We start from the raw sequence: 18,667 nt of genomic DNA, 5'->3' as shown, positions 1-18,667 counted from the left end.
TCATTGACGGGGCGCCTGATTTCAGGTGCCCCGTTTGATCCAGACCCTGACGAAATTGGCGATAATCCTGTGAAGACCTATGCAATTTTCAAAACAGCGTTCTCGGCATTCGCTCTGACAACTGTTTTGGCCGGTTGCATGGAAACCCCGACGATGCCAAAGTTGGGTGATCTACCGTTCATGAACAAATCTGCGGACACTGAACCGCAAAACGTACTGTCGCCGGAAATGGCCACAGGCGAACAAAGCGCTGTCATCAACAGCCTTTTGGCACGTCAATCGGTCTTGCCTGACGGTCCTTTTGCCACCGTGGCCGATGCTGTTCTAGACGCCAATTCCCGCGCAGCCGAAGCCGAACTGCGCGCCGCGCGTTTGCGGGCAGAGGCCGCGTCGACCAATTGGCTACCCACGTTAGGCCCGCAAATTAGCCTGACCTCTTTGGGGTCGGTTGTGGCGGGGTTGGTTGTTGAACAGGCGCTGTTTGATAATGGTCGCCGCAAAGCTGAACGTGACTACGCCGTCGCAGATGTCGAAGTCGCGGCTGTCGCATTGGCCCAAGACACAAACCAACGCGTTCTGACCGCGCTGGAACTGTACCTGCGCGCCGAAGAAAATCGCGCAACGGCTGCGGTGAACGCGGCCGCAATGGAACGCATGAACCATTTTGCCTACATCATGCGCGAACGCGTGCGGGGCGGTGTTTCAAACCGTGCGGATCTGCAAATTGTCGAACAGAAACTGAATCAGATGCAGTCTGATCTGATGTCCGACCGCGAAGAGGCAGGTGCCGCCATTGCCGAACTAAACGCGATGTCGGCGCATTCGGTGTCGGATGTGACGGGGCTGTCGGCTCTTGCTGTGACCTCTGCGGTTTCGATCCCGCTGTCGGTTGCCAAATCCCAAGCCGAAGCCAGCCGCCAGATCGCCGAAGCCAAAATCGCGCGCGCAGGGTATCTGCCTGGGTTGTCCGCGACCGGATCGGTGACGAACAACGGCTCTGATTTCAATCTGGGCGCGGTTATTCCTAATGGTATTGGGTTTGGAAACGGCGCAGCACGCGAAGCGATCGAAGCCCAGTCGCAAGCCGCCGAAGCCAAGGTCGCGCAATCACGCGAAGACACGAACCGCCAGTTGCGCGCTTTGGAATCGGAACTGGCCAGCCTACAGCGTCAGGCCGAACAGGCGCGGTCTATTGCATCGCAGGCCGCTGCGAACTACGACATTTTCGCAAGCCAACTGCGCGAAGGTCAGCGTACCGTGAACGACGTCGTTGGCGTTTTTGAAACCAAGGTACGGACCGAACGGGCAATGGTTGCGTTCCCTTATCAAATCGCGTTGGTAGAGCTGAAAATCGCTGCAATCCAAGGCGCATTGGTCGACGGAGGCCGGATATGAAGGGTCCTGTAATCGCATTTGATATCAACGCGGGCAAAGGCGCGCGGATCAAACGCACGGAAAAACCAACCGCGCCAACGGCAGAGCCGGCAAAATACGAAGACCGATTTTCCGAACGCGCCCGCAACCGTGCAGATCTTGCATCGGTTTACGCGGGTATTTTGGGCGTCGATGTTGTGCGTGCGGATTTGCTGGAAAAAATCGTCAGCGAAGGCAGCGATGACGTGACCATGCCAGCGATTGCTGGCGCTTTGTCTTCGTCTGGTTTGGTGGCCACGCAAAAGTCGATCAAAACGCCTGTTGCGTCGCTGTGGCCGGCTTTGGCTGAAATGACTTCGGGGCAGATGGTGTTGGTTCTGGAGCAGCAGGGAAATACGCTGTTTATCTATGACACCACCTGCGTCGGGAACCGCGCAGAGGTGGCGCTGAACGAATTTATGCCTGTTTTTGCGGGTACGGTTGTGCGCGCGGATGTCGCCGTGCGTGAACTGTCGCGCCGCCATGCGTCCAAAGGTAAACAGTCGCATTGGTTCTGGGGCGAATTGCGTAAATTCCGCCGTCACGTGGCCGAGGTTGCGCTGGGATCCTTCGTGGCAAACCTGTTGGCCGTCGCCATCGCGTTGTTTTCGCTGCAGGTTTATGACCGCGTCATTCCGCACCAATCCACAGCGACCTTATGGGTGCTGGCGATTGGCGCAGGTCTGGCCATGGTGCTAGAGGCGTTTTTGCGCATCGCACGTGCCCGTTTGATGGATGGGGCAGGCCGCCAGATTGAACTAAAGGTTCAGCAGTTGTTGGTCGATAAAATTCTGGGCATGCGCGCGAACGCAGGCAACAGCCAGTCCCAGACATTTTCTGCCGTCCGTGAATTCAGCACGATCCGCGAATTCTTTACTGCGTCGACGATTGGCACGATGACCGATTTGCCGTTTATCGTGCTATTCCTTGCGTTGGTCGCATCCATTGGTGGCAACATCGTTTGGGTGTTGTTCGCGGGTGGTTTGCTGATGGTTTTGCCCAGCTTTTTCATGCAGCGCCGCATGATCAAACTGACCCGCCAGACCCAAGGTGCCAGCACCAAAGCCACGCGTCTGCTGCATGAAATCGTATATGAAAGCGACACGATCAAAGCGACCCGCGGCGAAGATCGGTTTCGCCGCCAATGGTCTGAACTGTCCGCGCTGAATTCTCTGGCCACCAGTGAACAGCGTAAATTGGCGTCTACTCTGACATTCTGGAGCCAAGGCGTACAACAAGCGACCTATATCGCGGCAGTTGTGACCGGCACATTTATGGTGTTTTCGGGTGAATTCACCGTGGGCACCATCATCGCGGTTGGTATTTTGACGTCGCGCACATTGGGTCCTTTGACGCAATTGGCTGGCACCATGGCGCGTTGGTCGAATGTGAAAACCGCGCTAGAGGCATTGGATAAAATCGCGGACGCCCCGCAGGATACAGATGAATCGCGCACCTATCTGCGCCGCGACACCATTGATGGCGCGTATGAAATTCGCGATCTGATGTTCAAATACGACGAAGAAAGCGATCGCGTTGTCGATATCTCTGGCCTGAAAATCGAGGCAGGCCAGCGCGTTGCTATTCTGGGTGCGAACGGGTCGGGCAAATCGACATTGATGAAAATCCTGTCGGGTATATATCCGCCGACAGCGGGCCGCGTGATGATCGACGGCGTTGATATGGCGCAGGTCATGCCGCGCGATTTGCGCCGCAACATCGGCTATCTGGGCCAAGAGGTACGCCTGTTCGCAGGCACGTTGCGCGATAACCTGAACATGACCATGCTCGAGCGTGATGACGAACGCCTGCTGCAGTCGCTGGATTTTGCAGGTTTGGGCCAATTCGTGCGTAGCCACCCAAAGGGTCTGGATATGCCGATCTCTGATGCGGGGCAGGGCCTGTCGGTCGGCCAGCGTCAATCTATTGGTTGGGCGCGTTTGTGGCTCCAAGATCCCAAAGTCTGCCTGTTGGACGAACCAACCGCCGCGTTGGATCAAACGTTAGAACAAACTTTGGTGACGCGTTTGGACCATTGGCTGGGGCAGCGTACGGCCATTATTGCAACTCACCGTTTGCCTATCTTGCAGCTGACGTCGCGGACTGTCATTTTGCAGAACGGACGCTTGGCCGTTGATGGGCCGCGCGAAGAAGTGCTTGCGCATCTGCGCAACAAAAAGGCGACGGGGTAATGCCGGCAACGGTCGATACGGAATTAGACAGTGGATTGAAATCGTCCAGCCGGATCATATGGATCGTGGCTGCGGCGGTTTTGATTTTTATCGCTTGGGCGAAATTCGCGTGGATCGACGAAATCGTCCGTGCTGATGGAGAGATTATTTCGGGCGCACGTCCTCAGGTCGTTCAAAACCTAGAGGGCGGCATTTTGGCGGAATTGTTGGTTCAGCCAGGGGATGTGGTTGAACCCGGGCAAGTGATCGCCCGTCTGGCCGGAACTCAATTTCAGGCGCGCGTGGATGATTTGGGCGATCAATTGGTCGCCGCCGAAATCCGCCGCATCAGATTAGAAGCCGAGATCGCGGGGCAAAGCGATTTTGTCGTGGACCCGCTGATCGAAGCTCATAGCCCAGCAATTGTTGCGTCCGAACGGGCATTGTTGGCGGCACGTCAGTCCGATTATCAAAGCAAGCTGCGCGGCGCGTCGGCGGTTTTGGCGGAAACGCAGCGTGAATTATCGTCAATGGAAGATATGTACAGACGCGAAATCGTCGCTTTGTTCGAAGTCACAGATGCCCGCAAAGCGCATTCCGATGCGCAGATCCGTTACAACGATATCGTGACAGGCGCAGAGCTGGAGCGCGCAAACCTGTATTCTGAAACGCTGCAGGTTCTGGCCACGCTGACGCAAGAGCTCCGCACGGCGCAGGACCAATTGTCGCGCACTGTGATTACTGCGCCTATGGCCGGCATCGTGAATAATCTGGGGGTCACGACAATTGGCGGCGTCATTCGCCCCGGAGAAGAAATTTTCCAGATCATTCCGATTGGCGATGAACTATTTGTCGAAGCGCGCGTGCCCCCCGAAGATATTGCAAATGTGCGGGCGGGGCAGACCGCAACGGTGAAATTGTCTGCTTATGACTACACTATTTACGGCACGCTGACGGGCGAGGTTACATTGATTTCGGCCGATACATTCAAAGACGAACGCGTGGCCGATGGTGATCCGCATTACAAAGTGACGTTGGCTGTGGATCTAACAAACCTGACCGATCGTCAGCGCGAAATTGAAATTCGGCCAGGGATGCAGGCAACGGTCGAGTTGCACACAGGTGGGAAAACCGTCTTGCAATACCTGACAAAGCCTTTGTATCGCGGCCAAGAAGCGTTGCGAGAGCCGTAGAGAAAGCTATTAAATTGCGTGGGGGCCATCTGGCCCCCACATTATTTTTACGCACGCCTTGTGGGCGCGCGCGTTTGGCGCTCTAATCACTATGAAACGAAACACTGACGCGGGCGGTCTTGAAGCCCCCGTATATGGCCACTAAGACTCTGTAGAGAATTACCGATTATAGATTAACTACGTGTCACCAACTTTGAGGCAGTAAGAATGCAAGACCCGATCGAAACATATGCCAACCTGGTTCCAATGGTTGTCGAACAGACAGCCCGCGGCGAACGTGCATACGATATCTTTTCGCGCCTGCTGAAGGAACGCATCATTTTCGTGAACGGGCCCGTTCACGATGGGATGGCGCAGTTGATCGTGGCGCAGCTGTTGTTCCTAGAATCGGAAAACCCGAAAAAAGAAATCAGCATGTACATCAATAGCCCCGGCGGCGTTGTGACCGCTGGTCTGTCGATCTACGACACGATGCAGTACATCCGTCCGAAAGTATCGACACTGGTTGTTGGCCAAGCCGCATCTATGGGGTCGGTTCTGTCTATGGCGGGCGAAAAAGGTATGCGTTTTGCGCTGCCGAATGCACGCATCATGGTGCACCAGCCATCGGGCGGGTATCAGGGCCAAGCAACCGACATCATGATCCATGCGCGCGAGACTCAGAAAATCCGCGAACAGCTGTATGGTCTGTACGTGAAACACACCGGCCAACCGCTGGACGTGGTTGAAAGCGCGCTGGAGCGCGATAACTTTATGTCTCCTCAGGAAGCGAAGGACTGGGGTCACATCGATGAAATTCTAGAAAGCCGTGGCGACGCAGCTGAATAAGCTGTGAGACCGTTTTCGGTTTTTTGACATTGTGGAGCGGGTCGGGCTGTCTTAGTCTATCCAGACGGGGCACCCGACGATGTTACGATTTACCGCCCGAGGGACCAATATGGCGAATACGACTGGCAGCGATAGCAAAAACACTCTTTACTGCAGCTTCTGCGGCAAAAGCCAGCACGAGGTGCGCAAGCTTATCGCGGGCCCGACGGTATTTATCTGTGATGAATGCGTCGAACTGTGCATGGATATTATCCGCGAAGAAACCAAATCTTCGGGATTGAAGTCGACCGAAGGTGTGCCAACTCCAACCGATATTTGTAAGGTTCTGGATGACTATGTCATCGGTCAGGCCCACGCAAAACGCGTTTTGTCGGTGGCTGTGCATAACCATTACAAACGTCTGCATCATTCGTCGAAATCCGGCGATATCGAACTGGCGAAATCCAACATCATGCTGATCGGCCCAACGGGTTGCGGTAAAACTCTGCTTGCGCAGACGTTGGCCCGGATTCTGGACGTGCCGTTCACCATGGCGGATGCGACCACCCTGACCGAAGCCGGTTATGTGGGCGAAGACGTTGAAAACATTATCCTGAAACTGCTTCAGGCGTCGGAATACAACGTGGAACGCGCGCAGCGCGGTATCGTGTATATCGACGAAGTGGACAAGATCACCCGCAAGTCGGACAACCCTTCGATCACCCGCGACGTGTCGGGCGAAGGTGTTCAGCAGGCGCTGCTGAAGATCATGGAAGGCACCGTTGCATCGGTTCCACCGCAAGGTGGCCGCAAGCATCCTCAGCAGGAATTCCTGCAAGTGGACACCACGAACATCCTGTTCATCTGTGGTGGTGCGTTTGCGGGTCTGGACAAAATCATCGCGCAGCGCGGCAAAGGCACCTCCATGGGCTTTGGCGCGGACGTCCGCGAAGAAGACAGCCGCGGCGTTGGTGAAGTGTTCAAGGATCTGGAGCCTGAAGACCTGCTGAAATTCGGTCTGATTCCGGAATTCGTTGGCCGTCTGCCTGTGATCGCGACCCTGACCGATCTGGATGCGGACGCGTTGATCACGATCCTGACCCAGCCAAAGAACGCGCTGGTCAAACAGTATCAGAAACTGTTCGAAATCGAAGGCGTCGACCTGACGTTTACCGATGATGCGCTAAAGGCGATTGCGGACCGTGCAATCGAACGCAAAACCGGTGCACGTGGTCTGCGGTCGATCCTAGAGGACATCCTGCTAGATACGATGTTCGACCTGCCGGGCATGGAAAACGTGACCGAGGTTGTCGTCAACGAAGAGGCCGTTGGGCCGGACGCCAAACCGTTGATGATCTTTGGCGAAGACGCCAAAGAAGACAAAGCATCGGCAAGCTAATTCAAAACCGCCCTTCGGGGCGGTTTTTTTATGCGCATTATCCCTCTGGACTGTGGCGGCTGTTTACGGCAAAGCCATTGCAAATTTAGGGGAGTCTCAGATGACTATGAAACGTGTATTCACCGGCAGCCCATTCGAAGAAAAAATGGCCTATTGCCGCGCTGTAGTTGCGGGCGGTTTCGTCCATGTCGCAGGCACCGTGGGTCAAGGCGATGATGTTGTTGAACAGTGCAAAGCCGCGCTGACCACCATTTCCAACGCATTGAAAGAAGCCGGCAGCGATCTGTCGAAAACCGTGCGCGTGACCTATTACCTGCCGGATGCGGCTGAATTTGAACCTTGCTGGCCGACCCTGCGCGACGCGTTCGGTGCTAACCCGCCTGCAGCGACCATGATCGAAGCAAACCTGATCGACCCGAAATACCGGATCGAAATCGAAGTAACTGCGCTGGCAGGCTAATTTCTGCGCTATACCCTTGCGGGCACTGGACCTTTGGTGCCCGTTGGGACATAACGTGACTGACGAATTAAGGGAGCGGTCCATGGGCCTACTGAACTTCATTAAACGTGTTCTGACTTGGTGGGACGGTCAAACCATTGGCACCCAACTGTTTACTTGGCGCAAAGGCGTCAAAGTAGGCGAGGACGAGCAGGGCAATGTGTTCTACAAAACCCGTGACGATTCCCGCCGCTGGGTCATCTTTAACGGTGAAATCGAAGCATCGCGTATCGCGCCTGAATGGCACGGTTGGCTGCATCGCACATGGGATGAAACCCCATCCGAAAAACCATTGGTCCACAAAGCATGGGAAAAACCGCATCAGGAAAACCTGACCGGTACCTCTTTTGCTTATGCGCCTTCGGGTTCGATCCGCCGCAATGACACGGTGGAACGTTCGGATTACGAGGCATGGCAGCCTGAATAAGGATACCGCCTAAATGGCAAGTTCCGTCACAGAAACCATCGTTGGGGCGGCCGTTCTGGCCGTCGCCGGTGGGTTTTTGGCCTATTCATCTCAATTCGCCGATTTGGGCGGTACGGGCAGTTATGATCTAACGGCCTCTTTCCGGTCGATCGAAGGCGTGAGCGTCGGCACCGACGTGCGCATGGTTGGCGTCAAGGTTGGCCGCGTGACCGATATTGCTTTGGATACCGATCTTTTCCGCGCCACGACCGTTTTGTCTCTGCATGACGGCGTCCCTGTTCCTGACGATAGCACCGCTATTATCGCGTCCGAAGGATTGTTGGGCGGTAATTTCGTCGAAATTCTGCCTGGTGCATCGTTCGATAACTATGCCGCAGGAGCCGAGATTCTGGATACCCAAGGTTCGGTGAGCCTGATGAATTTGCTGCTGAAATTCGTTTCCGGCGGGGGCGAGCAATGATCCGCGCGGCTGTTCTGTCTGCAGCAATGTTTGCAACGCCTGCGCTGGCGCAGGATGCGGCAAATGCCAATGGCGCAGATTTGCGTTTGCTGGACAAAATCACAGGGCAGGTGACTACGTTGAACCTGTCCATTGGTGATCGCGCAACGGTCGGCCATTTGCAGGTTGTTTTGAACGAATGCCGCTATCCTGTCGATAACCCGTCTGGTGATGCTTATGCGGAACTGACGGCGTTTTACAACAATCAGCCTGATCCGGTTTTCGACGGTTGGATGATTGCCTCTGCGCCCGCTGTCAGCGCGATGGAACATCCGCGTTACGACGTTTGGGTCGTGCGCTGTATTACGTCCTGAGCGGACGCTATCGTTTCCACAGAATAGAAATCGGCCGGTATTTGCAGGGCTTTGAACAAACGCGCGCGATAATCGGCGCGCGGAATTTCAATGCCGCCCAGTGATGCCAGATGTGGCGTCAGGAACTGCGTGTCAAACAATGTGAATCCACATTGCCGCAAATGGTCTGTCAGCCATGCCAGCGCCATTTTCGATGCGTTTGTGCGGCGCGAAAACATGCTTTCGCCGAAAAACGCGCTGCCCAATGCGATGCCATAGCTGCCGCCGACAAGCGTTTCACCTTCCCACAATTCAACACTATGTGCGACGCCCAGATCGAAAAGTTGTCCGTATAGGTCAAAAATCGTGTCGCTGATCCACGTTTCTTCGCGGTCTGCGCAGCCTGTCATGACGTCGCGAAAAGCCGTGTCATAACTGACCCGCCAGTCCGATTTACGCATCGCTTTGGCCAGTGATCTAGAGATGTGGAAACCGTCAATCGGGATAATGCCGCGCATTTTGGGATCGACCCAGAAAATTTCAGGATCGTCGCGCGATTCCGACATTGGAAAGACCCCCGCCGCATAGGCGTTGATCAGCAATTCTGGGGTCAGGGTGGGGGGCGTATCGCGCATGATCGGACCTTACGCCCAAACGTTCCGCAAAAAAAGAGCGCGCCCCAATTTGGGGCGCGTTCTGATTAGTTTTCGATGTTCGCGGCCAGCCATTTTTCCAGCCAGTGAATGTTGTAATTCCCTGTCTGAACGTCTGGTTCTGCCAGCAGTGCGTGGAATAGCGGCACTGTGGTTTCAACGCCATCGATGATCAATTCGCCCAATGCGCGGTTCAAACGCGCCAGCGCTTCGGTACGGTCCGCGCCGTGAACGATCAGTTTGCCGATCAAGCTGTCGTAATAGGGCGGGATGGAATAGCCCTGATACAGCGCCGAATCCATACGAACGCCCAAACCACCCGGAGCGTGATACTGCGAAATTTTACCCGGACATGGGGTGAAATTCGGCAGACGTTCCGCGTTGATGCGGACTTCGATCGCGTGGCCGTTGATTTTCAGGTCGTCTTGGGTGAACGACAGTTTGTTACCTGCGGCAACATTGATCTGTTCGCGCACCAGATCGACACCAAAGATGCCTTCGGTCACTGGGTGTTCCACCTGCAGACGGGTGTTCATTTCGATGAAATAGAATTCGCCATCTTCGTACAGGAATTCGATGGTGCCTGCGCCCGAATAGCCCATTTTGGCAACCGCGTTGGCACAGATGTCACCGATGCGCTTGCGCTCTTCTTCGGTGATGCAGGGGCCTGGAGCCTCTTCGAATACCTTTTGGTGACGGCGTTGCAGCGAACAATCGCGTTCGCCCAAATGTACGCCGTTGCCATGACCATCGCCGAACACCTGAATTTCGATGTGACGTGGTTTCTGGAGGTATTTCTCCATGTAGACTTCGTCGTTGCCGAAAGCCGCTTTTGCCTCGGAACGGGCGGTGCGGAATGCGGTTTCGATGTCTTTTTCCGACAGGGCCACTTTCATCCCGCGGCCACCGCCACCGGCGGTCGCTTTGATGATGACAGGGTAACCCATTTCGGCCGCGACTTTTTTCGCGTTTTCCAAATCAGGTACGCCACCGTCGGAACCCGGAACAACTGGAATACCCAGTTCTTTGGCGGTTTCTTTTGCGGTGATTTTGTCGCCCATCATACGGATGTGCGCAGCCGACGGACCGATAAAGGTCAGGTCGTGATCTTCGACAACCTGAACAAAGGCTGCGTTTTCCGACAGGAAACCATAGCCTGGGTGGATCGCTTGGGCGCCGGTGATTTCACAGGCCGAAATGATCGCAGGAAAGTTCAGGTAGGATGACGCGGACGAAGGCGGGCCGATACAGATCGCTTCGTCTGCCATGCGGACGTGCATCGCGTCGGCGTCAGCGGTCGAATGGACCGCTACCGATTTGATACCCATTTCGCGGCAGGCGCGCACGACCCGAAGGGCGATTTCGCCGCGGTTCGCAATGAGGATTTTATCGAACATTGGACAGGCCTTATTCGATGATAACCAGAGGCGCGCCGAATTCGACAGGCGATCCGTCTTCGACCAGAATGCGTTTCACGGTGCCGGATTTCGGCGACGGGATCTGGTTCATGGTTTTCATCGCTTCGACGATCAGCAGGGTGTCGCCTTCTTTGATCGATTGACCAACGGTGATGAATGCAGCGGCGCCTGGTTCTGGCGACAGATAGGCGGTGCCAACCATTGGCGATGTCACAGCGCCCGGATGCGATGCAGGATCGTCGTTCGATGCAGCAGGTGCAGCGGCGGCAGCGGCTGGCGCGGCGGCGGCTGGTGCTGCTGCGACAGGGGCAGGGGCGGCAGCAACGGTTTGTACAACGTTCTGCTGACGGCTGACGCGGACGTTCAGGCTGTCGTTTTCACCGTAATCGCGAACAACCTCTAGTTCGGTCAGTTCGTTTTCGCGCAGTAGTTCCGCCAGTGCGCGGATAAAGCTCACATCGCCGTCGTGGCTGCGTTCTTTGCTCATAAGTGTCCTCGGCCTTTTTGCCATTACGTTGCGTCCGCAAGACGTTTTGCGGTTGATACGGGCTTATACGCCAAGGATCGGGGGCTGCAAAGCATATCCCATATGAAAAAGGGGGGAATAAACGCGAACTGGCCCGCACAACGTACGAGCCAGTAAGAATGTTTCACGCGAATGTATCTGTGCGAAAGATCAGATCGCCAGATATTTGGCGCGCAGGGCTTCGTCCTCTAGCACCTCTTTGGCAGAGCCGTCGAAAACAACCGTGCCTGTGTCCAGAATGACCGCGCGGTCCGCCAACGTCAGCGCGGCCACAGCATTCTGTTCCACGATGATCGTCGTGATGCCCTGATCGCGGATGATGTTTAGTGTCTTTGCGATTTCCTGAACGATCACCGGCGCCAAACCTTCGTATGGTTCGTCTAGCAACAACACTTTGATGTCACGCGCCAGCGCCCGCGCGATGGCCAGCATCTGCTGTTCGCCGCCCGATAGGGTGACGCCTTCTTGGGTGCGGCGTTCTTTTAGGCGGGGAAACAGTTCATAGATGCGTTCTAGCGACCAACCGATTGGCGGGGCGATTTGGGCCAGTTTCAGGTTTTCTTCGACCGTGAGGCCGGGGATGATGCGGCGGTCTTCGGGGACCAGCGCGATACCTGCGGCGGCGGCCTGATGCGATTTCATGTTGTGCAATGGCTGGTGGTCCAGCCAGATTTCACCATGTTTCAGTTCAGGATCGTCCATGCGCGCCAGCGCCCGCAGGGTCGATGTTTTGCCCGCGCCATTCCGGCCCAATAGCGCCAGAATTTCGCCTTCGTGGATGTCAAAGCTGACGCCTTGCACGATATAGCTTTCGCCGTAATAGGCCTGAATGTCCCAAACGCTAAGGTATTTGGGATGGGTGGCGGCGTTGTTCACATTTTTGTCGAACGGTTTGTTCATAATCAGCCCCCTTAGACCTGCGCCTCACCCAGATACGCTTCGCGTACTTTGGGGTGGCCTTTGATGTTTTCTGGCGTTTCTTCGACCAGCGGCGTGCCTTGGGCCAGAACGGTGATCCGTTCAGCCAAGGAAAACACAACGTGCATGTCGTGTTCGATGATCGCCATGGTGATGTCGCGCTTTTCCTTGATCTCTTTTAGCAGATCGATGGTGTTGTTGGTGTCAGCGCGCGCCATACCTGCGGTTGGTTCGTCCAGCAGCAACAGTTTCGGGTTTTGCACCAGACACATCGCCATTTCCAAACGGCGTTTGTCACCGCGCGACATGGACCCTGCATGCATGTTGCGTTTGTCCAGCATGTTCACGTCAGCCAGCATTTGTTCGGCCTGTTCGACAATGTCTTTTTCGCTGGCCACGGCTTCGACTGCGTGCAGGCGGAATGCGCCGTCACGTTTGGCAAAGCAAGGGATCATCACGTTTTCGATCACCGACAGATCGGTAAAGATTTCCGGTGTTTGGAACACGCGGGAAATGCCCATCTGGTTGATTTCATGCGGTTTACGCCCCAGCACGGATTGCCCGTCGAACATGACCGAACCTGAATCCGGGATCAGTTTGCCGACCAGACAGTTCAGCAGGGTGGATTTACCGGCCCCGTTCGGGCCGATAATTGCGTGTACGGTGTTTTCCTTGATGCTTAGGTTCACGTCACCCAGCGCTTGCAAACCACCAAAGCGTTTGTTGACGCCTTTGACTTCTAGAATACCCATTTTGGTGTCTCCTTATTCCGCAGGCGTCTGCGAAGTTTCTTCTTTGGATTTGCCGCGGTTTTTCGCCCAAGAGCGAATGCGTTGACCGCCTTCGACCAGGCCACCAGGCAAGAAGATAACAACAAGCATAAAGATCAGACCCAAAGTCAGGTGCCAGCCTTTGCCGATGAACGGGTAGATGATCGCAACGATCAGGTTCTCTAGACCATCAGGCAGGAACGCGAACCAGCTGTGCAGGATATCGCCGTTGATCTTGGAAATGATGTTTTCCATGTATTTGATCATGCCCGCGCCCAGAACAGGGCCGAACAGGGTGCCGACACCGCCCAGAATGGTCATCAGAACGACTTCGCCTGATTGGGTCCAGAACATGCGTTCCGCACCGGCCAGAGGGTCCATCGATGCCATCAGCGCGCCCGCCAAACCCGCATACATGCCAGAGATAACAAAGGCCGCCAGGGTGTAAGGTTTCGGGTTCACACCGGTGTAGTTCAGACGCTGCTGGTTCGATTTGATCGCGCGCAGGGTCAGGCCAAAAGGCGACCGGAAAATGCGGACCGACAAATAGAACGCGGCAACCATAATCACGGCGCAGAAATAGTACCCAAAGTTAAAGGTAAATTCCCACGCGCCGACAGCCATGGTGGTGGATGCGCGCATTTCGATGCCGAACAGCGACGGGGTAGGGATGTTACCTTCGGGTGTGGCCGAGATACCCAAGATGCGTGGGTCATCCAGCGCCAGCTGCAGGCCCGTTTCGCCGCCTGTGATAGGTGTCAAAACCGAATAGGCCAGTGCGAACATCATCATCGCGAACGCAAGCGTCAGGATCGAAAAGTAGATACCCGAACGGCGCAGCGATATATAGCCGATCACCACAGCGAACAGGCCCGACATGATCACCGCCAGAATGATCGCGGGGAATACGTTCATGCTGAGCAGTTTGAACATCCAGACCGCGGAATAGGACCCGATACCCAAGAATGCCGCGTGACCGAACGACAGGTAACCCGTCAGGCCGAACAGGATGTTAAACCCGATGGCAAAGATGCCAAAGATAACAAAGCGTTGCATCAGGTCAGGATAGCCCGCGTTGAACTGTGCCATGGCGGAATTAACGGGGAACGGGTTCAGAAGAAAAGGCGCAAAAACGGTCAGCGCGATTACAACCAAAAGAACGGTGGTGTCTTGTTTGTTTAGACCCAGCATAATTATTCCTCCATCACGCCTTTGCGACCCATCAGGCCACGTGGACGCGTAAGCAGAACGATGATGGCGACCAGATAGATGATGACCTGGTTGATACCTGGGATGAGGTCGATGATTTCACGCATCGAGGCAAAGCTTTCCAGAATGCCCAGCAGGAACCCTGCCAGAACGGCGCCGCCCAGACTGCCCATGCCGCCGACAACAACCACAACGAACGACAGAACAAGGAAATCCATGCCCATGTGATAGTTCGGCGGGTTGATCGGCACGTACATCACACCAGCCAGACCTGCGACCGCAGCTGCGATGCCGAACATGATGGTGAAACGTTTGTCGATATCGATGCCCAGCAGGCCAACGGTTTCACGGTCCGCCATGCCAGCGCGCACGACCATGCCGAATGTGGTGAATTGCAGGAACGCAAACACACAAGCAATGACGATCGCAGCAAAGCAGAAATAGACCAAACGCCAGTAGGGGTAGATGATCGTGTTCGGGTCCATGCCAATCATGGCGCCAAAATCAAACGATCCTTTGAACGCCTCGGGGGCGGCTGTTGGGATCGGGTTTGCGCCGAAATAGTATTTGATGACCTCTTGCAACACGATCGCCAGACCAAAGGTCACTAGGATCTGGTCAGCGTGTGGGCGTTTGTAGAAATGTTTGATCAGACCGCGTTCCATGATGACGCCGACAATGACCATCACAGGGATCGCAAACAGGATCGACAGCGGAACGGACCAGTCAATGATCGCAGCGCCGGCAGTTTCGCCGAACCAATCATAGACATAAGGCACATCCGCCGTAAGTGGATTGCCCAAAAAGTCGGTTTTGCCTTCGACCAGCACTTCGTGGCTGGCAGACAGGATACGGCTAAGCGTGACCGCGCAGAACGCGCCGATCATGAACAACGCACCATGTGCAAAGTTCACAACGCCCAATGTGCCGAAGATGAGTGTAAGCCCCAGCGCGATCAGCGCATAGGCCGAGCCTTTATCAAGCCCGTTTAGAATTTGAAGAATAATAGCGTCCATTGTCCCACCTCTGAGGGTCGGATTGCATCATGCAGCCCAGTTTGTGCCGTAGGGGATTTGTTGATTGGCAGGCAGCGGGTGAGCTGCCTGCCTTTCGATAGGTCGATTAGGCGCCGTTGTTACAGGTGCCCAATGCGCCGCCCGCAAACTGCGGGTGATCTGGTGCATAGGTGACCTGATCCACTGGCGTAACTTCGACGATTTCCACAAGATCGTATTCGTTCTCTGGGTTCTCTTTACCACGCACAACCAGAACGTCTTTGAAACACTGGTGGTCTTCGGCGCGGTACAGGGTTGGGCCGTTGCCCATGCCGTCGAATTCGAAACCTTCCAGAGCTTCGACAACGGCGCATGGTGCGAACGAACCCGCACGCTGAACAGCATCTGCATACAGCAGGGTCTGAACATAGCAGGTGTGTGCAGCCTGGCTTGGTGGGAAGCCGTATTTTTCGCCAAACGATTTAACGAAAGCGTTGGTGCCTGCGTAACGCGAACCCAGCTGGTTTTCGATTTTCCAATCCCAGTTCTGCGAACCCAAGATGCCAGCGATGTTTTCGCCTGCACCGCGTGCCATCAGCTCGGAATACAGTGGAACAACGATTTCGAATTTCTTGCCGGCGACTTCTTGTGCGCGCAGACCGAACTGAACAGCGCTGGTCAGCGAGTTCACCATGTTACCGCCGTAGTGGTTCAGAACCAGAACGTCAGCACCCGACGAAATAACCGGAGCGATGTAGCTCGAGAAATCGGTCTGGGTCAGCGGTGTTTTAACGGTCGCGACAGTTTCCCAGCCCAATGCCTCGGTCGAGGAACGGACGGCTTCTTCTGTGGTGTAACCCCAGTTGTAGTCAGCGGTCAGGTGATATGCCTTACGGTCGGCGCCGTACTGATCCACAAGGATCGGAGCCAGCGCAGCACCCGACATATACGAGTTAAAGAAGTGACGGAAACCGTTTGCACGGCGGTCTTTACCCGTGGTGTCGTTCGAGTGGGTCAGACCCGCCATGAACATAATGCCTGCTTCTTGGCACAATGCCTGAACAGCCACAGCCACACCCGAGGACGAACCGCCAGTGATCATGACTGCGCCGTCTTTTTCGATCATCGACTTTGCCGATGCGCGGGCTGCGTCAGATTTGGTTTGGGTGTCGCCGGTTACGTATTCGACTTTTTTGCCCAGAATACCGGTGCCGTCCAGCGCCTTGGACGAGAAGGTCTGCAGCATACCGCCGTCGCCTTCGCCGTTCAGGTGTTCAACAGCCAGTTCATAGGCGCGCAGTTCGTCTGCGCCTTCATCAGCGTATGGACCAGTCTGCGGTACGTTGAAACCCAAAGTCACTGTGCTGCCGGTTGGCGCGTTGGTGAAACCTTCGTGGCCTGCAGCACGCAGATAGGTTGGTAGCGTCAGACCAGCGCCAGCAACGGCACCGGTTTTCAGCACACCGCGACGTGTGAAGTTCTTGGACATATATATATCCTCCCTGATTTTGAAAAAACGCAGCTGGGCTCCTCTTCCCAACGGCGAATGCGCTTTACACGCTGGTTTAGTATCGATGAGTTTTGGAAAATCTCGCAACAAACCGTTTGGATATAATGACTTTTTTGTAAATTTTGTCACAATACCATGGTATGCATTGTAAAATCATTTTCTCGCACCTGCGGAAAGACACTGAAAACGTTAAAGGAATTGGATGCCACAGCGTCAGTTAACTGGGAGCCGGATTCGCGAACGGCGCATTGATTTGGAAATGCGGCAAACCGATCTTGCGCAGGCCGTTGGGATTTCGGCGTCCTATCTAAATTTGATAGAACACAACCGGCGCAGAATCGGCGGAAAGTTGTTGAATGACCTTGCCCGCGTGTTGCAAGTCGACCTAGCGGCCCTGACCGAAGGCGCCGAAGTCGCGCTGCTGGATCAGTTGCGCAGCGCCGCCGCGCAGGATCGTGGGGCAGGGGCGGAATTGTCCCGAACCGAAGATTTTGCAGGCCGTTTTCAGGGGTGGTCTGCACTGGTCACACGTCAGGCCAAACGCATCAATGATCTAGAGGCCCGTGTAAAAGTTCTGACCGACCGTTTGGCGCATGACCCGCAATTGGCAACCTCCTTGCACGAAGTCATCACCGCTGTGACCGCGATCCGGTCCACTGCGTCGATCCTTGTGACCGACAACGACATCGACCGCGATTGGGAAGAAAGGTTCCACCGTAATATATACGAAGACAGCCTCAAGCTGGCTGAATCGTCGCGTGCGCTGGTGTCTTATCTGGATACCCCTAGCGATGAAGGCGCGGCAGCGCTGTCGCCCCACGAAGAAGTCGAAGCCTATCTGGACGCCCAAGGGTTCCATTTGCCGTACCTAGAAGAAGGCGGTGCCGCCCACCACGCGCCCACATTGCGGTCCAAAGCAGCATCTAGCATTCTGGCCGAATACCGTGCGACCTATTCCCAAGACGTGCGCGACATGCCTTTGGTCGCGTTTTCACAGGCAGCCACCGAATTGGGGCATGATCCTGCATTGTTGGCGGCACGGTTTGATGTGTCGCTTGCGGCGGCGATGCGGCGTCTGGCGACGTTGCCCGAAACTCTGGGGCATCCCGCATTCGGGTTAGCGATGTGCGATGCGGCGGGCGCGATAACGCTGCAACGTTCCATTCCGGGGTTTAGTTTGCCACGGTCGGCGGCGTCCTGCCCGCTATGGCCACTGTTTTCCGCGCTGAGCCAGCCGATGCAGCCGATCCGCCGCGACGTGCAATTGCCCATCGAAGGCGGCGGGCGGTTCCGCTGTTATGCGATCGCAACCCCGGCAGGTGCCTTTAGTTTCGATACGGCCCCAACGATGCAGGCCGTCATGCTGGTGCGTCCGATTACAGCATCGGGTGGCCCTGCGGATCCGGTTGGCACGTCGTGTCGCATATGTTCGCGCTCTGGTTGTCGGTCGCGCCGCGAGCCGTCGATTTTGAACGATGACGCTGTGTGACGTAGACGACTTTAATAGCGGATTTTTTTGACAGCGTCGCTCATTCCCGCAATAGTCGTCGCAATAAAAACAATAGCTGACGTCTTGGGAGGGACTGACGCATGGCCAAACGCGTATTGGTGATCGAGGACGAACCCAATATCATCGAAGCAATCAGTTTCATTCTGTCCAGAGACGGATGGACTGTGCACACTCATTCCGATGGCACAACGGCCAACGACAAAATCAAATCAACACCGCCCGATCTGGTGATTTTGGATGTCATGTTGCCGGGCAAAAGCGGTTTTGACATTTTGCGCGACCTACGCGAAGCGCCCGAAACCGCGCAATTGCCTGTGTTAATGCTGACGGCGCGCGGGCAAACCCGTGATCGCGAAATGGCGGAACGACTGGGTGTGTCGCAATTTATGACCAAACCTTTTTCCAATGCCGAAGTGTTGGAATCTGTTCGGTCACTGGTTCAGGCCTAGGGGCGACC

19 protein-coding genes are annotated in these 18,667 nt (G+C 55.4%); 11 read left to right on the top strand and 8 right to left on the bottom strand.

The window, feature by feature from the left end:
- The first annotated feature begins 69 nt into the window (after nt 1-69).
- The 9 genes from ACXAGA_RS11620 (at nt 70) to ACXAGA_RS11580 (ending at nt 8,722) form a co-directional block, all read left to right on the top strand.
- Nucleotides 70-1,395, top strand: a complete 1,326-nt coding sequence (locus tag ACXAGA_RS11620) for a TolC family protein (protein ID WP_475117639.1) — start codon at nt 70-72, stop codon at nt 1,393-1,395.
- Entirely contained in the window at nt 1,392-3,605 is a 2,214-nt protein-coding gene (locus tag ACXAGA_RS11615; protein ID WP_475117638.1) for an ATP-binding cassette domain-containing protein, read from the top strand. The genes ACXAGA_RS11620 and ACXAGA_RS11615 overlap by 4 nt, the downstream gene beginning before the upstream one ends.
- A complete protein-coding gene (locus tag ACXAGA_RS11610) occupies nt 3,605-4,777 on the top strand; it encodes a beta-barrel domain-containing protein (RefSeq protein ID WP_475117637.1) in 1,173 nt (390 codons plus the stop codon). Before ACXAGA_RS11615 ends, ACXAGA_RS11610 begins: the two co-directional genes overlap by 1 nt.
- A 207-nt stretch (nt 4,778-4,984) precedes the next feature.
- A complete protein-coding gene (locus tag ACXAGA_RS11605; protein ID WP_086450219.1) occupies nt 4,985-5,605 on the top strand; it encodes an ATP-dependent Clp protease proteolytic subunit in 621 nt (206 codons plus the stop codon).
- Between the two features lie 109 nt (nt 5,606-5,714).
- A complete protein-coding gene (gene clpX, locus ACXAGA_RS11600) occupies nt 5,715-6,983 on the top strand; it encodes an ATP-dependent Clp protease ATP-binding subunit ClpX (protein ID WP_475117636.1) in 1,269 nt (422 codons plus the stop codon).
- Nucleotides 6,984-7,083: 100 nt separating this feature from the next.
- Entirely contained in the window at nt 7,084-7,443 is a 360-nt protein-coding gene (locus tag ACXAGA_RS11595; RefSeq protein ID WP_475117635.1) for a RidA family protein, read from the top strand.
- A gap of 82 nt (nt 7,444-7,525) precedes the next feature.
- Nucleotides 7,526-7,909, top strand: coding sequence for an NADH:ubiquinone oxidoreductase subunit NDUFA12 (locus tag ACXAGA_RS11590; RefSeq protein WP_475117634.1), 384 nt, complete (start codon nt 7,526-7,528; stop codon nt 7,907-7,909).
- 13 nt (nt 7,910-7,922) lie between these two features.
- Nucleotides 7,923-8,369, top strand: a complete 447-nt coding sequence (gene mlaD, locus ACXAGA_RS11585; RefSeq protein ID WP_475117633.1) for an outer membrane lipid asymmetry maintenance protein MlaD — start codon at nt 7,923-7,925, stop codon at nt 8,367-8,369.
- A complete protein-coding gene (locus tag ACXAGA_RS11580) occupies nt 8,366-8,722 on the top strand; it encodes a DUF2155 domain-containing protein (RefSeq protein ID WP_475117632.1) in 357 nt (118 codons plus the stop codon). The genes mlaD and ACXAGA_RS11580 overlap by 4 nt, the downstream gene beginning before the upstream one ends.
- On the opposite strand, the gene aat is transcribed toward ACXAGA_RS11580, so the two are convergent.
- The 8 genes from aat to ACXAGA_RS11540 all read right to left on the bottom strand — a co-directional run bounded on the left by aat (nt 8,686) and on the right by ACXAGA_RS11540 (nt 16,679).
- Entirely contained in the window at nt 8,686-9,336 is a 651-nt protein-coding gene (aat, locus tag ACXAGA_RS11575; RefSeq protein WP_475117631.1) for a leucyl/phenylalanyl-tRNA--protein transferase, read from the bottom strand. The genes ACXAGA_RS11580 and aat overlap by 37 nt on opposite strands.
- A gap of 65 nt (nt 9,337-9,401) precedes the next feature.
- Nucleotides 9,402-10,751 (bottom strand): acetyl-CoA carboxylase biotin carboxylase subunit, encoded by a 1,350-nt coding sequence (gene accC / locus ACXAGA_RS11570; RefSeq protein ID WP_475117630.1) that lies wholly within the window; start codon nt 10,749-10,751, stop codon nt 9,402-9,404.
- A gap of 10 nt (nt 10,752-10,761) precedes the next feature.
- Nucleotides 10,762-11,259, bottom strand: a complete 498-nt coding sequence (gene accB, locus ACXAGA_RS11565) for an acetyl-CoA carboxylase biotin carboxyl carrier protein (protein WP_475117629.1) — start codon at nt 11,257-11,259, stop codon at nt 10,762-10,764.
- 189 nt (nt 11,260-11,448) lie between these two features.
- Nucleotides 11,449-12,198, bottom strand: a complete 750-nt coding sequence (locus ACXAGA_RS11560; RefSeq protein WP_475117628.1) for an ABC transporter ATP-binding protein — start codon at nt 12,196-12,198, stop codon at nt 11,449-11,451.
- Between the two features lie 11 nt (nt 12,199-12,209).
- Nucleotides 12,210-12,968 (bottom strand): ABC transporter ATP-binding protein, encoded by a 759-nt coding sequence (locus ACXAGA_RS11555; RefSeq protein ID WP_086450229.1) that lies wholly within the window; start codon nt 12,966-12,968, stop codon nt 12,210-12,212.
- A gap of 12 nt (nt 12,969-12,980) precedes the next feature.
- A complete protein-coding gene (locus ACXAGA_RS11550) occupies nt 12,981-14,177 on the bottom strand; it encodes a branched-chain amino acid ABC transporter permease (RefSeq protein WP_475117627.1) in 1,197 nt (398 codons plus the stop codon).
- A gap of 2 nt (nt 14,178-14,179) precedes the next feature.
- Nucleotides 14,180-15,211 (bottom strand): branched-chain amino acid ABC transporter permease, encoded by a 1,032-nt coding sequence (locus ACXAGA_RS11545; protein ID WP_475117626.1) that lies wholly within the window; start codon nt 15,209-15,211, stop codon nt 14,180-14,182.
- Between the two features lie 106 nt (nt 15,212-15,317).
- Nucleotides 15,318-16,679, bottom strand: coding sequence for a substrate-binding protein (locus ACXAGA_RS11540; protein WP_475117625.1), 1,362 nt, complete (start codon nt 16,677-16,679; stop codon nt 15,318-15,320).
- A 223-nt stretch (nt 16,680-16,902) separates the two neighbouring features.
- Here ACXAGA_RS11540 and ACXAGA_RS11535 point away from each other — a divergent pair, with 223 nt between their 5' ends.
- Together ACXAGA_RS11535 and ACXAGA_RS11530 are read left to right on the top strand one after the other, a co-directional pair.
- On the top strand, nt 16,903-18,189 hold the full coding sequence (locus ACXAGA_RS11535; RefSeq protein ID WP_475117624.1) for a short-chain fatty acyl-CoA regulator family protein: 1,287 nt from the start codon (nt 16,903-16,905) through the stop codon (nt 18,187-18,189).
- Nucleotides 18,190-18,290: 101 nt separating this feature from the next.
- Nucleotides 18,291-18,659 (top strand): response regulator transcription factor, encoded by a 369-nt coding sequence (locus ACXAGA_RS11530; RefSeq protein ID WP_475117623.1) that lies wholly within the window; start codon nt 18,291-18,293, stop codon nt 18,657-18,659.
- Nucleotides 18,660-18,667 lie beyond the last annotated feature (8 nt).

The organism is Marivivens sp. ABH4_498 (assembly GCF_056160585.1).
This window is presented reverse-complemented; position numbering and strand designations above follow the sequence as displayed.

What these genes read in the sequence shown, in the direction of transcription:
- ACXAGA_RS11615 (WP_475117638.1), top strand. Translation starts at nt 1,392, where the DNA reads ATGAAGGGTCCTGTAATCGCATTTGATATCAACGCGGGCAAAGGCGCG.
- ACXAGA_RS11610 (WP_475117637.1), top strand. Translation starts at nt 3,605, where the DNA reads ATGCCGGCAACGGTCGATACGGAATTAGACAGTGGATTGAAATCGTCC.
- ACXAGA_RS11605 (WP_086450219.1), top strand. Translation starts at nt 4,985, where the DNA reads ATGCAAGACCCGATCGAAACATATGCCAACCTGGTTCCAATGGTTGTC.
- clpX (WP_475117636.1), top strand. Translation starts at nt 5,715, where the DNA reads ATGGCGAATACGACTGGCAGCGATAGCAAAAACACTCTTTACTGCAGC.
- ACXAGA_RS11595 (WP_475117635.1), top strand. Translation starts at nt 7,084, where the DNA reads ATGACTATGAAACGTGTATTCACCGGCAGCCCATTCGAAGAAAAAATG.
- ACXAGA_RS11590 (WP_475117634.1), top strand. Translation starts at nt 7,526, where the DNA reads ATGGGCCTACTGAACTTCATTAAACGTGTTCTGACTTGGTGGGACGGT.
- mlaD (WP_475117633.1), top strand. Translation starts at nt 7,923, where the DNA reads ATGGCAAGTTCCGTCACAGAAACCATCGTTGGGGCGGCCGTTCTGGCC.
- ACXAGA_RS11580 (WP_475117632.1), top strand. Translation starts at nt 8,366, where the DNA reads ATGATCCGCGCGGCTGTTCTGTCTGCAGCAATGTTTGCAACGCCTGCG.
- aat (WP_475117631.1), bottom strand. Translation starts at nt 9,336, where the DNA reads ATGCGCGATACGCCCCCCACCCTGACCCCAGAATTGCTGATCAACGCC.
- accC (WP_475117630.1), bottom strand. Translation starts at nt 10,751, where the DNA reads ATGTTCGATAAAATCCTCATTGCGAACCGCGGCGAAATCGCCCTTCGG.
- accB (WP_475117629.1), bottom strand. Translation starts at nt 11,259, where the DNA reads ATGAGCAAAGAACGCAGCCACGACGGCGATGTGAGCTTTATCCGCGCA.
- ACXAGA_RS11560 (WP_475117628.1), bottom strand. Translation starts at nt 12,198, where the DNA reads ATGAACAAACCGTTCGACAAAAATGTGAACAACGCCGCCACCCATCCC.
- ACXAGA_RS11555 (WP_086450229.1), bottom strand. Translation starts at nt 12,968, where the DNA reads ATGGGTATTCTAGAAGTCAAAGGCGTCAACAAACGCTTTGGTGGTTTG.
- ACXAGA_RS11550 (WP_475117627.1), bottom strand. Translation starts at nt 14,177, where the DNA reads ATGCTGGGTCTAAACAAACAAGACACCACCGTTCTTTTGGTTGTAATC.
- ACXAGA_RS11545 (WP_475117626.1), bottom strand. Translation starts at nt 15,211, where the DNA reads ATGGACGCTATTATTCTTCAAATTCTAAACGGGCTTGATAAAGGCTCG.
- ACXAGA_RS11540 (WP_475117625.1), bottom strand. Translation starts at nt 16,679, where the DNA reads ATGTCCAAGAACTTCACACGTCGCGGTGTGCTGAAAACCGGTGCCGTT.
- ACXAGA_RS11535 (WP_475117624.1), top strand. Translation starts at nt 16,903, where the DNA reads ATGCCACAGCGTCAGTTAACTGGGAGCCGGATTCGCGAACGGCGCATT.
- ACXAGA_RS11530 (WP_475117623.1), top strand. Translation starts at nt 18,291, where the DNA reads ATGGCCAAACGCGTATTGGTGATCGAGGACGAACCCAATATCATCGAA.